Source organism: Burkholderia ubonensis (genome assembly GCF_001718695.1).
Taxonomy (GTDB): Bacteria; Pseudomonadota; Gammaproteobacteria; order Burkholderiales; family Burkholderiaceae; genus Burkholderia; species Burkholderia ubonensis_B.
Map to the genome: position 1 here is coordinate 642967 of NZ_CP013421.1, position 11345 is coordinate 654311.

An 11345-nucleotide genomic window follows, 5' to 3' on the forward strand; every position below is an offset into this window, starting at 1 on the left:
TTCGGTCAGGAGCGGCGACGTGCACGCGACGGCGCGGCGCGTGTCGCGGCTACGGAAAACGGCCCGCGCCGGGGCGGCGCGAGCCGGCGCGGCCGCGCGCGATGGCGCGGCGGACCACGGGTGCGGCGTCAGGGCGCGCGCAATGCGTCGTCGAGTTCGGCGCGCGTCACGTCCACCGCGACGCGGCATTCGATCTCGGCATCCTCGACGCGCGGCTTCTCCTCGTCCACCGCGCGGCGAGCGAGGTCGCACACGTGCGTGCGCACGCGCAGCCGGTCGGCCGTGCCGAGCGACGCGTAACGCGCGAGCACGTCGGGCGCGAAGCTGAGGTCGACCACGCAGCGCCACTGGCGTGCGCGCTCGTCGGCCGGCACGCGCACCCACGACACCTGGATCGTCAGCCGGCCCGACGCGTCGTCCGCGTGGACGACGAGGGTCGACTGCGACGGAAACCCGTTCGCGAGCGCATGTTCGAGTTCGGCGATGCGCTGCGAACGGTCGGGCGCGTCCGTCATCTACGCACGACGCCCAGCAGCAGCGTGACCAGGAAGATCACGACGAAGATGTAGAACAGGATCTTCGCGATCTCGGCCGCACCGGCCGCAATGCCGCCGAAGCCGAACACGGCGGCGATGATCGCGATGACGAAGAAGATGATGGCGTATCGAAGCATGAATTCCTCCTGGTTGACGGTGACCGGCGGCGCGCTCGCCGCGATCAAGAATCGTGCTTGTGCTTGGGTTTGCCGTGGGTCGGCGTCGAGGCCATTTTCTCGAGCTCCTTCTCGCTCATCGATTTGGCCATCGACTTCGACGGCGGCTTCAGGTCCTTCATTTTCGTGTCGCCGCGCTTGGCCGACAGGGCGGCCCCCGCGGCGCGCTGCTGTGCCTGGGATTTGGCTGGCATCGCTTGCCTCCTTTCGGTGACGCGCGCGGTGGCCGCGGCTCGCGGGCCGCGCGCAGTTCGAACGGTATCGTCATGCGGCGTCGCGCCGCCGCAGCCCGGCGGGCGGAATCTTCATCGCCTGCCGGTATTTGGTCACGGTGCGGCGCGCGAGCAGGATGCCGCGGCCGGCGAGGCGCTGCGCGAGCGCGACGTCCGACAGCGGTTCCGCGTGCTGCTCCGCGGCGATCATGTCGCGGATCAGCACCTTCGCCGCGGCGGCCGAGCACGCGCCGTTGCCGGCCGCCTCGAGCCGCCGCGGGAAGAAGTGCTTGAACTCGAACGTGCCGTACGGGGTCGCCATGTACTTGTTGCCGGTCGCGCGCGACACCGTCGATTCGTGCAGGTCGAGCTCGTCCGCGATGTCGCGCAGCACGAGCGGCTTCAGCGCGATTTCGCCGTAGCGGAAGAAATCCCGCTGGCGCGCGACGATGCAGGCGCCGACGCGCCGGATCGTGTCGAAGCGCTTCTGCGCATTGCGGATCAGCCAGCGCGCCTCCTGCAGCTGCTGGCCGAGCGGCGAATCGCGCTCGCCGCTCGCGCGCGCGAACAGTTCCGCATACCGCTGGTGCAGCCGCGCGCGCGGCAGCACGGCCGGATTGATCGTCACGATCCATTCGCCGCGCACCTCGCGCACGATCACGTCCGGCACGACGTAGTCGCCGCGCGTGCTGCCGTAGTGATCGCCGGGACGCGGATCGAGCCCGCGCACGAGCGCGCACGCGGCGTGCAGCGTCGGCGCGTCGCAGCCGAGCCGCCGCTGCAGCTCGGCCGTCTCGCGATGCGCGAGGCGTTCGAGATGGTCGCGGGCAATGGCCTTCGCCTGCGCGAGCGCCGGCGTGCCGGCCGGCAGCGCATCGAGCTGCAGCAGCAGGCATTCGGCCAGCGTGCGCGCGGCGATGCCGGGCCGGTCGAGCGCCTGCACGAGCCGCAGCGCGACCGCGAGATCCCGTTCGTTCAGCAGCAGCGCCGCGTCGGCCGCGAGCACGAGATCCGGCAGCCCCTGGCGCAGGTAGCCGTCGTCGTCGAGCGCGTCGATGATCAGGCGCGCCGCCGCGCGATCGCGCCGGTTCAGCGGATAGAGCCGCAGCGCGTCGTGCAGGTACGCATGCAGCGACGGCTCGGCGGCCATCCATTCGCCCGGCGACAGATCGCCGCCATCCTCGCCCTGGCGGCCCGTGCCGCGCATCGTCGGGGCCGCCGTGTACGACACGTCGCCGTCCGGCGCGCGCACGTCGTCGCGCTCGGCCGCGGTGTCCTGCGGGGCTGCCTCGGCAGTATGTTCGGGTGGATCGGCCGGCGCCTCGTCGTCGCTCTGGCCATCTTCGAGAAACGGATTGCGGTCGAGCGCCTGCCGCAACTCCTGCTGGAACTCCAGCGAAGACATCTGCAACAGGCGCAGCGACTGCTGGAGCCTCGGCGTGAGTGCGAGATGCTGCCGCATCTGAAGCGCAAGCGTGACGGACATCGATGTCCTCCTGACGGTGTGTGGAATTCGTATGCGGGGGATCGATGCAGCTTCCGTGCCAGTACGGCAAAGCGCCGTCCGGCGCGGCTCTCAAGGGTTCGTACCCTGGCGCGGGCGGCGCGTGAGACCGCTTTTTTACAAGCGGCGGGAAGTTCGGGGGCGCGTCGTCGGGGCGCGCGGCACGGCGGTTGCGGGGGCGGGAGGCGCGAGGATTTTGGTCGCGGCGACGGGGGCGGCGACGGGGGCGCCGAGCGCGGCGGGCGCGCGCCGAGGGCTACAGAGGCGACTGCGTGCGCTGCGCTTCTTGCGCTTCTTGCGCTTCTTGCGCTTCTTGCGCTTCTTGCGCTTCTTGCGCTTCTTGCGCTTCTTGCGCTTCTTGCGCTTCTTGCGCTTCTCGCGTGTCGTGCGCGGCCTGCGGGTCCGGCCCCCTCCGTGCGCCCTCCACGCGCGATGTGCCGTGTGCCGTGTGCCGTGTGCCGTGTGCCGTGTGCCGTGTGCCGTGTGCCGTGTGCCGTGTGCCGGCTGCCGGGTGCCGGCTGCCGGCTGCCGGGTGCCGGGTGCCGGGTGGCATGTACCGGGTGCCGGGTGGCAGGTGCCGCGCGTGCGTCGTGCGTCGTGCGCCTCATGCGTCGTGCGTCTCATGCGGCGCGCGTGCCTCCTACGTCCCGCACGCTCCCACCCCGCAGCACCAACCGCTCGCCTCAGTACTGCATCGGCGGCGGCGTGCCCGGCAGCGGCGCATCGCCCTCTGCGCCGTTCGGTCCGGGCGGCGGCACGTCGGCCGGCTCGCCACCCGCCGCACCGGCCGGCAGCGTGTTGTGCGGCGACGGCCGCGTGTCGTAGCGCGTGTTCGCGTCCGGCATCGTCGTGGTCGGCCGCGGTTGCATGCATGCGCCCAGCGCGCACGCGGCGGCAAACGCAACGGCGCCCACGCGTATCGTCTGGATCGGTTTCATCGAATCCTCCGTGACAAGTCGCAGGCACCGAGCCGGCCTGAACGGTCCGGCTCAGAGCCCGTTGAAGTGGAAATCGCCCGCATACGCGGTGGGCGCGCGGCGCGCCATCATCGTGTCGAATTCGGCGGCGACGCGCGTGAGCGCGCCGCGCTGCCGCTCGACGCCGGCGTGTTCCAGCGCGGCGAACGCGTCGGCGTCGAACGTGACCGTCAGCGAGGCCGGATGGCCGTCGACGCGAAAGCCGATATGCAGCGCGCCGGCCGGCCGCTCCTCGACATGAAACGGCATCTCGCGTGCGTCGAAATGACGGCCGAGCGTCTCGGCAACGTCGCGCAACATGCCGGGTTTCACGCGGATATTCATGTGAGACCTCCATCAACGTTGTGAATTTCACCGCCCACCGCGCCCGGATCGGCGGCTCGCGGGTCGGCGGCTCGCGCTCCGGCGGCGGGTGCGCGGGCGGATCGCCCTCGGGATCCTGGTACGGTTCCGGCACGCCGGGCGGCACCTCGGTCGGCGCGGGCGGCTCGGGCTCCGGCTCGACGTCCGGCAGCGGCGGCTCGGGGCGATGCAGCTTTCGGATAAGGATCGGGTTCATAGGCAGTCGTTCATCGCGTCGTGTCGGCGCAAGCGGCGCCGATCTCCACATGGCGGCGCGCGATGTCGCGCGACCGCGCGACCATCAGGCCCGCTAAGGCCCACAACAGCCCGCAAGCGCTATGCCGCCGCGACAGGCGCGGCCCGACGGGCCGCCCGCCGCCGCGCACCGCGGCGCGGTCGCATTCCATGTCTTCCCTACACCGCGCGCTGCAATTCTTTCAACGGCATCGCGCTAGCTCTCGTACGCCGCCATCACGAGCCACAGCTCGCGGCCGTCGTCGCGCACCCGCGCGGCGAGCGCATACGCGTCGGCCGGCTCGCACGCGGTCTGCAGCGCGAACCGCGCCGGTTCGGTCGAACCGAAGGTCTCGTCGAGCGGCCGCACGTCGGCCTTGCCCTCGAACATCCGCCGCTCGGGCCGGTAGATCAGCGGCTCCCGTTTCCATGCGCTGAAGTGGCTCTTCACCGAATCGAAGCCGCCGCCGCATACGTTCACTTCGTAGCGCACTCCGGGTCGTCGTTTTGGAATGGTCATCGTGCCTCCCGCTCGATTGCGTGTGGATTGCATGTGCGTGTGTGCGTGCGGCGCGTGGCGCCGCGCGTGGTCCTCCGCCACGCAGACGGCAAATCGTGTGCCGCCGCGCGTTGCAGGCACGCCGGTTGCGCCATCGGCACGTCAACGCCAACGATACGGAGCCACGCCATGAGCGATTCGACCCGAGCCGGCATCGATACGCCGGAACAGGAGCGGCATCCCGACCCGCAGCCGCCGCTGAAGGACCAGGATCAGACCAGGACGGGCCACTCGGAGCGCCACATCGACAAGCAGCTCGAGGACACGTTCCCGGCGAGCGACCCGCCCGCGACCGGCGGCGTCACGCGCATCGACCCCGATACGCCCCCGGGCACGCATGACGACGGCCCCTGGCAGGACCCGGCCAAGCGCCGCGACGAATGACCCTGGCCGCGGCACGCCGCTTGCGGCAGCGCACGGCCCGGCCCCCAACTCGCGAGGAGGACCTCAATGCATCGCGTCAACGAAATCATGTCGAAGGACGTCGTGCGCGTTGCGCCGACCGACACCATCCGCCACGCCGCGCAACTGATGGCGCGTTACGACATCGGCGCGCTGCCGGTGTGCGACCACAACCGCCTGGTCGGCATGCTGACGGACCGCGATCTCGCGGTGCGCGCGGTCTCCGCGGGCAAGCCGCCCGAAACGCGGGTGCGCGAGGTCGCGTCGGGGCCGATCGAATGGTGCTTCGACGACGACTCGCTGGACGAGATCCAGCGCTACATGGCCGACGCGCAATTGCACCGCATCCCGGTCGTCGATCACGACCGGCGGCTCGTCGGCATGCTGTCGCTCGGCGACATCGCAACGCGCACGGCCAGCCCGGCGCGCGACGAAGTAGCCAACACGCTGGAAGGCGTGTCGCAACCGAAGCAGACGTGACGGGGCGCGTGCGCCCCGCCCGACCACCCGCGCGACCCGCAGGGCCCATCCCGGGCACGGTCGCGCCTACACAGCCAGGAGGACAACCATGCAGACTACCGACCAAGGACAAGCCCGCATCATCGGCAAGGGCGCGGCGACCGCAGCCGGCCCCGGCCCGGACGTGATGGCCGCCGGCACGCTGGAAGGCGACAAGGTCGTCACGACCGACGGCGACGACGTCGGCCGGATCAAGGAGATCATGCTCGACGTGGACTCGGGCCGCGTCGCCTACGCGGTGCTGTCGAGCGGCGGCCTGCTCGGCATCGGCGACAAGCTGCTCGCGATTCCGTGGAACGCGCTCACGCTCGACACCGAGCGCAAGTGCTTCCTGTTGTCGGCGTCGTCCGAGCGGATTCGCAACGCGCCGGGATTCGACAAGGATCACTGGCCGGTCATCGCGGACCCGCAATGGGCCGAGCCGCTGCACGAGTACTACGGCAGCACGCCGTACTGGAGCGCCAGCGACGAACTCGGGCTGACCGACCCGACCGAGGATCTGACCGACCCGCGCACCCGCGGCCATCACTGAAACTGACGCGTCATCCGGATTCGGCAGCAGTTGAGCCGACCTGCCCCGCAGAATGCGGGGCTTTTTTTCGTCCTGGTGTCGTCCTCGGCCCGCGCGCCGATTGATAACGAAACAACATCAATCGCTGCAAAAATCGCACTTCTCGTTTTGCCGTCTCCGGGCGAACATTGGCGAAACAACAATCGATCGCGCCCCGCGCCTTTCCCGCTTTCCTGGAGACACCCTGATGCATCCCTCGTCCAGCCCTTCGACCGGACGCTCGAAGGCCGCCGCGGTATTCCGCGTCACCGCCGGCAACTTCCTCGAGCAGTTCGACTTCTTCCTGTTCGGTTTCTATGCGACGCAGATCGCGTCGGTGTTCTTCCCGTCGAGCAGCGAATTCGCATCGCTGATGATGACCTTCGCGGTGTTCGGCGCGGGCTTCCTGATGCGCCCGCTCGGCGCGATCGTGCTCGGCGCGTACATCGACGAGGTCGGCCGCCGCAAGGGGCTGATCGTCACGCTGTCGATCATGGCGAGCGGCACGATCCTGATCGCGTTCGTGCCCGGCTACGCGTCGATCGGCCTGCTCGCGCCGGTGCCGGTGCTCGCCGGCCGCCTGCTGCAGGGCTTCTCGGCAGGCGCGGAGCTGGGCGGCGTGTCCGTCTATCTCGCGGAGATGGCGACGCCCGGCCGCAAGGGCTTCTACACGAGCTGGCAGTCGGCCAGCCAGCAGGTGTCGATCGTCGTCGCGGCTGCGCTCGGCTTCGCGCTGAACCAGTGGCTGAGCGCCGCGCAGATCACCGCGTGGGGCTGGCGCGTGCCGTTCCTCGTCGGCTGCCTGATCGTGCCGGCGATCTTCATGCTGCGCCGCAATCTGCAGGAAACGCAGGAGTTCACCGCGCGCCGGCATCGCCCGAGCATGAAGGAAGTGTTCGCGACGCTCGCGCGCAACTGGGCCGTCGTGCTCGGCGGCATGCTGCTCGTCGCGATGACGACGACGAGCTTCTACCTGATCACCGTCTACGCGCCGACCTTCGGCAAGACCGTGCTGCACCTGAGCACCGCGGACAGCCTGCTCGTGACGCTGTGCGTCGCCGTGTCGAACTTCATCTGGCTGCCGATCGGCGGCACGCTGTCCGACCGCTTCGGCCGCCGGCCGGTGCTGCTCGCGATGACCGCGCTGAACGTGCTGACCGCGTACCCCGCGCTGTCGCTGCTCGCGCACGCGCCGAGCTTCGTCAACATGCTGCTGGTGCTGCTGTGGCTGTCGTTCATGTACGGCCTCTACAACGGCGCGATGGTCGCCGCGCTGACCGAGGTGATGCCCGCCGACGTGCGCGTCGCCGGCTTCTCGCTCGCGTACAGCCTCGCGACCGCGGTGTTCGGCGGCTTCACGCCCGCGATCTCGACCGCGCTGATCCACTCGACCGGCGACAAGGCCGCGCCCGGCTTCTGGATGAGCTTCGCCGCCGCGTGCGCGTTCGGCGCGACGGTGCTGCTGTACAGCCGCCGCCGCGACGCGCTGCGCGCCGCGTGACCGGCCGCGGCTGCTCATTCACGCGCGGCGCCGACGCGCCGCGCTTTTTCCCGACTTCCGGACCCCTCACGATGAACCATCGACCACTCACCCGCCGCGCGGCAATCTGGCTCGCCGCCGCCGCGCTCGCCGCCACCGCGCTCCAGGCCCGCGCCGCCGAACTGCGCGTGATGATTTCCGGCGGCTTCACCGCCGCCTACCAGCAGCTCGGCCCCGGCTTCACCGCCGCGACCGGCGACACGCTCGACACGATCCGCGGCCCGTCGATGGGCCAGTCGAAGGAGGCGATTCCGAACCGCCTCGCGCACGGCGAGCAGGCCGACGCGGTGATCATGGTCGGCTACGCGCTCGACAAGCTGATCCAGGAAGGCAAGGTGATGCCCGCGTCGCGCGTCGAGCTCGCCGATTCGCGAATCGGCATGGTCGTGCGCGCGGGCGCGCCGAAACCGGACATCGGCACCGTCGACGGGCTGAAGGACGCGCTGCTGCGCGCGAAGTCGGTCGCTTACTCGGACAGCGCGAGCGGCGTCTACATCGAAAAGGAAATGTTCAGGAAGCTCGGCATCGATGCGCAGGTTCGCCCGAAGGCGTCGATGGTGCCGAAGATCCCGGTCGCGTCGGTCGTCGCGAACGGCGACTACGAGATCGGCTTCCAGCAGGTCAGCGAACTGCTGCCGGTGCCGGGCGTCACGTACGTCGGCAAGGTGCCCGAAGCGGTGCAGTCGGTCACGCGCTTCGCGGGCGGCATTCCGGTCGGCGCGCAACATCCGGCCGAAGCGAAGGCGCTGCTCGACTATCTCGCGTCGCCCGACGTACAGCCGCAAGTGAAGTCGACCGGGCTGGATTCGGTGTCCGCGCATTGAGCACGTGCGGCGGGCGCGGACACGACGCCGCGCTTCCCGCCGCTCTCCCCCCGCCTTCCCCGCCTTCCCGCCGCACTACGCGCACCAGGTGCACTACGCACCGGCTTCGGCCTCGTCCGCGCCGGCCGTCCCGGCGCCGCTCAGCACCCGCACGAGGCGCGCACGGTCGCATGCGCCTTCCCACGACGCCACCAAGATCACCGCGCATGCATTGCTGATCACGCTCGTCAGCGCGCGCGCCTCCGACATGAAGCGGTCGATGCCGACCAGCAGCGCGACGCCCGCGACCGGCAGGTCGGGCACCACCGTCAGCGTCGCGATCAGCGCGACGAGCCCGCTGCCCGACACGCCCGCCGCGCCCTTCGACGTGATCAGCATCACCGCGAGCAGCGTCGCGACCTGCGCGGCGGACAGCGGCACGTCGCACGCCTGCGCGATGAACAGCGCGGCGAGCGTCAGGTAGATCGCGGTGCCGTCGAGATTGAACGAATACCCGGCGGGCAGCACGAGCCCGACCACGCCCTTGTCGCAGCCGAGCGCTTCGAGCTTGACGAGCAGGCGCGGCAGCACCGGCTCCGTCGACGACGTCGCGAGCACGATCAGCAGCTCCTCGCGCAGATAGCGCAGCAGCCGCCACAGCGAGAAGCCGTGCAGGCGCGCGAGCGGCGCGAGCACGAGCATCACGAACAGCGCGCACGCGAGATACATCGCGACGATCAGCTTGCCGAGCGAGCCGAGCGAATCGATGCCGAAGCGCCCGACCGCGAACGCGATCGCGCCGAACGCGCCGAGCGGCGCGAGCCGCATCACGAGCGCGAGCACGCGGAACAGCACGCGCGCGATGCCCTCGACGAACGCATGCACGATGCCGTCGCGCCCTTCGGTCGCGGCGAGCGCGAAGCCGAACAGCAGGCCGACCAGCAGCACCGGCAGCACCTCGCCGGCGGCGAACGCGCCGACGAGCGTGTCGGGGATGATCTGCAGCAGGAACGACGCGACGCCCGCAGCCGGCGCGCGTGCCGTGAAGGACGCGAGCGCCGACGCATCGAGATGGCGTGCCGCGACATGCAGGCCGTCGCCCGGCCGCGCGGCATAGGCGATCGCGAGCCCCACGGCGAGCGCGGCCGCGGTGAGCGCGTAGAACAGCGCGAGCGCCCTGACGATCGTGCGGCCGATGCGCGCGCCGTCGCCGAGCGCATTGATGCCGGTCACGATCGTGCAGAACACGATCGGCGCGACCATCATCCGCACGAGCGCGACGAACGCATCGCCGAGCGGCTTGAGCGCGACGCCCGCCTGCGGAAACAGGTGCCCGACCGCGACGCCGAGCGCCATCCCGACCAGCACCTGCACGTACAGCAGCCTGAGCGGCCGCAGCAGCGTCATGCGCGCTTCCCCGCCGCGCGCTTGGGGCCCGCGGCCGGCTTGCGGTCCTCGAGCACGTGCTGGAGGAATTCCTGCGCGGCCGGCGTCAGCGTGCGGCCGCGCCGCCGCACGATGCCGACGCGCCGCGTGACGACCGGCTCGACGAGCGGCACGCTCGTCAGGATCGGATGCGTCGGCAGCGGCATCGCCATCGACGGCACCGCCGCGACGCCGAGGCCCGCCTCGACGAGCCCGAGCATCGTCGTCACGTGACGCGTCTCGCAGACGCTCGGCGCGCGCGGCGCGACGCCCGCCAGCGCCTGGTCGAGCAGCAGCCGGTTGCCGGAGGTCTTGTCGACGGACACGTAGTCGTATTCGTACAGCTCGCGCCACGTCACGCGCTTCTTCGCGGCGAGCGGATGGTCGCGCCGGCACGCGGCGACGAAGCGCTCCTCGAGCAGCGTCGTGAATTCGACGTCCGCCTCCTGGCTGCCCATGAAGCCGACGCCGAAGTCAGCCTCGCCGCTCATCACCGCGTCGAGCACGTCGTTCGCGCTCGCGTCGATCAGCTTGATGCGGATCTTCGGATAGCGGGTGCGGAAACGCGCGATCGTGTTCGGCAGGAAGTAATACGCGACCGACGGCACGCACGCGATCGTCACGTGCCCGAGCCGGCTCGACGACACGTCGCGGATGCCGAGCAGCGCGGCGTCGAGATCGTCGAGCACCTGCTCGGCGCTCGGCGCGAACACGCGCCCGACCGTCGTCAGCGTGACGCTGCGCGTCGTGCGCTCGAACAGCCGCACGCCCAGCGCCTCCTCGAGCTTCTCGATGCGCCGGCTCAATGCCGGCTGCGAAATGCTGATCGATTCGGCAGCCTTACGGAAGCTCCCCAGCTCCACCACCGCGCGAAACGCCTGCAAGTCGGTCAAATCGAAATTGATTCCCACGGCCCTGGTCTCCGGTTCTCGAATGCCCGGTATTGTGCATGATTCGCCCGGGCAGACCCAGCCGGGAAGATACCGGCGCGCGAGCGCGGCGGTGCGTCCGCGCGAACGATCACCCAATCGATCATGCGCGCGAGCCCGCCGCCGCGCCGCCCGGCACCGTTTTACAAGCGTCGTGTAACGTCCCGCGCCGCGCGCGTCAGCGCCGCCCGCTGCTCGCCGATTCCAGGTAGGCGAGCAGCCGGTGCGGCGTCAGCGGCTTCGCGCAATGCGCGTCGAAACCCGCCTCCTTCGCGCGCTCGCGGTCGCGCGTCGACGCGAACGCGCTGCACGCGACGAGCAGCATGTCGGCCGTGCGCGGATCGTCGCGCAGCCGTTGCGCGATCTGCAGGCCGTTGAGCCCCGGCATCGCGATGTCGAGCACGACCGCGAACGGCTGCCAGTCGCGCGCGACGTCGCAGACCGCGAACGGATCGTCGACGACCCGGCACGCGAAGCCGCGGGCCTCGAGCAGCAGGCGCAGCGCGTCCGCCGCATCGCGATAGTCGTCGGCCACCAGCACGCGTCGCGGTCGCGCCGGCACGCTGCCGGGCGAGCGCCACAGCAGCACGTCGTCGGCCGCCGGATCGTTGACGCGGGGGGTATGCATCGGGTGTCT

The 11345-nt window shown here is 70.6% G+C and carries 15 protein-coding genes and 1 pseudogene; 5 read left to right on the forward strand and 11 right to left on the reverse strand.

The genetic code is table 11. The features are described from left to right. Nucleotides 1-128 precede the first annotated feature (128 nt). From WJ35_RS17695 to WJ35_RS17730, 8 genes and pseudogenes are all read right to left on the reverse strand, one after another. Nucleotides 129-515, reverse strand: a complete 387-nt coding sequence (locus tag WJ35_RS17695; protein ID WP_011879878.1) for a DUF3022 domain-containing protein — start codon at nt 513-515, stop codon at nt 129-131. Continuing rightward, nucleotides 512-673, reverse strand: coding sequence for a DUF1328 family protein (locus tag WJ35_RS17700; RefSeq protein ID WP_006498332.1), 162 nt, complete (start codon nt 671-673; stop codon nt 512-514). Before WJ35_RS17700 ends, WJ35_RS17695 begins: the two co-directional genes overlap by 4 nt. A 44-nt stretch (nt 674-717) precedes the next feature. Next, nucleotides 718-906 (reverse strand): DUF3008 family protein, encoded by a 189-nt coding sequence (locus tag WJ35_RS17705; RefSeq protein WP_011879877.1) that lies wholly within the window; start codon nt 904-906, stop codon nt 718-720. A 70-nt stretch (nt 907-976) separates the two neighbouring features. Further along, nucleotides 977-2410 (reverse strand): RNA polymerase factor sigma-54, encoded by a 1434-nt coding sequence (locus WJ35_RS17710; protein ID WP_069239596.1) that lies wholly within the window; start codon nt 2408-2410, stop codon nt 977-979. Between the two features lie 701 nt (nt 2411-3111). Then, the gene (locus tag WJ35_RS17715; RefSeq protein WP_045579565.1) at nt 3112-3366 is read right to left on the reverse strand and encodes a hypothetical protein; all 255 of its coding nucleotides are present in this window, start codon (nt 3364-3366) and stop codon (nt 3112-3114) included. Nucleotides 3367-3417: 51 nt separating this feature from the next. After that, a complete protein-coding gene (locus tag WJ35_RS17720; protein ID WP_045579564.1) occupies nt 3418-3729 on the reverse strand; it encodes a hypothetical protein in 312 nt (103 codons plus the stop codon). Between the two features lie 40 nt (nt 3730-3769). Continuing rightward, nucleotides 3770-3964, reverse strand: a pseudogene (locus WJ35_RS32240) (hypothetical protein); the annotation flags it as partial. A gap of 234 nt (nt 3965-4198) precedes the next feature. After that, nucleotides 4199-4501 carry a hypothetical protein gene (locus tag WJ35_RS17730; protein WP_011879873.1) on the reverse strand — a complete coding sequence of 101 codons (303 nt, stop codon included), beginning with the start codon at nt 4499-4501 and terminating at the stop codon, nt 4199-4201. Between the two features lie 168 nt (nt 4502-4669). Between WJ35_RS17730 and WJ35_RS17735 the strand changes: the two genes are divergently transcribed. The 5 genes from WJ35_RS17735 to WJ35_RS17755 all read left to right on the forward strand — a co-directional run bounded on the left by WJ35_RS17735 (nt 4670) and on the right by WJ35_RS17755 (nt 8375). After that, nucleotides 4670-4924 carry a hypothetical protein gene (locus tag WJ35_RS17735; protein WP_011879872.1) on the forward strand — a complete coding sequence of 85 codons (255 nt, stop codon included), beginning with the start codon at nt 4670-4672 and terminating at the stop codon, nt 4922-4924. Nucleotides 4925-4990: 66 nt separating this feature from the next. Further along, nucleotides 4991-5422 (forward strand): CBS domain-containing protein, encoded by a 432-nt coding sequence (locus tag WJ35_RS17740; protein ID WP_069239597.1) that lies wholly within the window; start codon nt 4991-4993, stop codon nt 5420-5422. Between the two features lie 88 nt (nt 5423-5510). Beyond that, nucleotides 5511-5993, forward strand: coding sequence for a PRC-barrel domain-containing protein (locus WJ35_RS17745; protein WP_069239598.1), 483 nt, complete (start codon nt 5511-5513; stop codon nt 5991-5993). A 226-nt stretch (nt 5994-6219) separates the two neighbouring features. After that, nucleotides 6220-7512: an MFS transporter gene (locus WJ35_RS17750; protein ID WP_069239599.1), complete on the forward strand. Its 1293-nt coding sequence runs from the start codon at nt 6220-6222 to the stop codon at nt 7510-7512. A gap of 71 nt (nt 7513-7583) precedes the next feature. Next, entirely contained in the window at nt 7584-8375 is a 792-nt protein-coding gene (locus WJ35_RS17755; RefSeq protein WP_069239600.1) for a substrate-binding domain-containing protein, read from the forward strand. A 93-nt stretch (nt 8376-8468) separates the two neighbouring features. On the opposite strand, the gene dctA is transcribed toward WJ35_RS17755, so the two are convergent. The 3 genes from dctA to WJ35_RS17770 form a co-directional block, all read right to left on the reverse strand. Then, nucleotides 8469-9761: a C4-dicarboxylate transporter DctA gene (dctA, locus tag WJ35_RS17760; protein WP_069239601.1), complete on the reverse strand. Its 1293-nt coding sequence runs from the start codon at nt 9759-9761 to the stop codon at nt 8469-8471. Then, nucleotides 9758-10690 carry a LysR family transcriptional regulator gene (locus tag WJ35_RS17765; protein WP_069239602.1) on the reverse strand — a complete coding sequence of 311 codons (933 nt, stop codon included), beginning with the start codon at nt 10688-10690 and terminating at the stop codon, nt 9758-9760. Before WJ35_RS17765 ends, dctA begins: the two co-directional genes overlap by 4 nt. A gap of 196 nt (nt 10691-10886) precedes the next feature. Next, nucleotides 10887-11336, reverse strand: a complete 450-nt coding sequence (locus tag WJ35_RS17770; protein WP_069239603.1) for a response regulator — start codon at nt 11334-11336, stop codon at nt 10887-10889. Nucleotides 11337-11345: the final 9 nt, after the last annotated feature.

Coding starts and splice junctions, on each gene's coding strand:
- WJ35_RS17695 (WP_011879878.1), bottom strand. CDS start 515: ATGACGGACGCGCCCGACCGTTCGCAGCGCATCGCCGAACTCGAACAT.
- WJ35_RS17700 (WP_006498332.1), bottom strand. CDS start 673: ATGCTTCGATACGCCATCATCTTCTTCGTCATCGCGATCATCGCCGCC.
- WJ35_RS17705 (WP_011879877.1), bottom strand. CDS start 906: ATGCCAGCCAAATCCCAGGCACAGCAGCGCGCCGCGGGGGCCGCCCTG.
- WJ35_RS17710 (WP_069239596.1), bottom strand. CDS start 2,410: ATGTCCGTCACGCTTGCGCTTCAGATGCGGCAGCATCTCGCACTCACG.
- WJ35_RS17715 (WP_045579565.1), bottom strand. CDS start 3,366: ATGAAACCGATCCAGACGATACGCGTGGGCGCCGTTGCGTTTGCCGCC.
- WJ35_RS17720 (WP_045579564.1), bottom strand. CDS start 3,729: ATGAATATCCGCGTGAAACCCGGCATGTTGCGCGACGTTGCCGAGACG.
- WJ35_RS17730 (WP_011879873.1), bottom strand. CDS start 4,501: ATGACCATTCCAAAACGACGACCCGGAGTGCGCTACGAAGTGAACGTA.
- WJ35_RS17735 (WP_011879872.1), top strand. CDS start 4,670: ATGAGCGATTCGACCCGAGCCGGCATCGATACGCCGGAACAGGAGCGG.
- WJ35_RS17740 (WP_069239597.1), top strand. CDS start 4,991: ATGCATCGCGTCAACGAAATCATGTCGAAGGACGTCGTGCGCGTTGCG.
- WJ35_RS17745 (WP_069239598.1), top strand. CDS start 5,511: ATGCAGACTACCGACCAAGGACAAGCCCGCATCATCGGCAAGGGCGCG.
- WJ35_RS17750 (WP_069239599.1), top strand. CDS start 6,220: ATGCATCCCTCGTCCAGCCCTTCGACCGGACGCTCGAAGGCCGCCGCG.
- WJ35_RS17755 (WP_069239600.1), top strand. CDS start 7,584: ATGAACCATCGACCACTCACCCGCCGCGCGGCAATCTGGCTCGCCGCC.
- dctA (WP_069239601.1), bottom strand. CDS start 9,761: ATGACGCTGCTGCGGCCGCTCAGGCTGCTGTACGTGCAGGTGCTGGTC.
- WJ35_RS17770 (WP_069239603.1), bottom strand. CDS start 11,336: ATGCATACCCCCCGCGTCAACGATCCGGCGGCCGACGACGTGCTGCTG.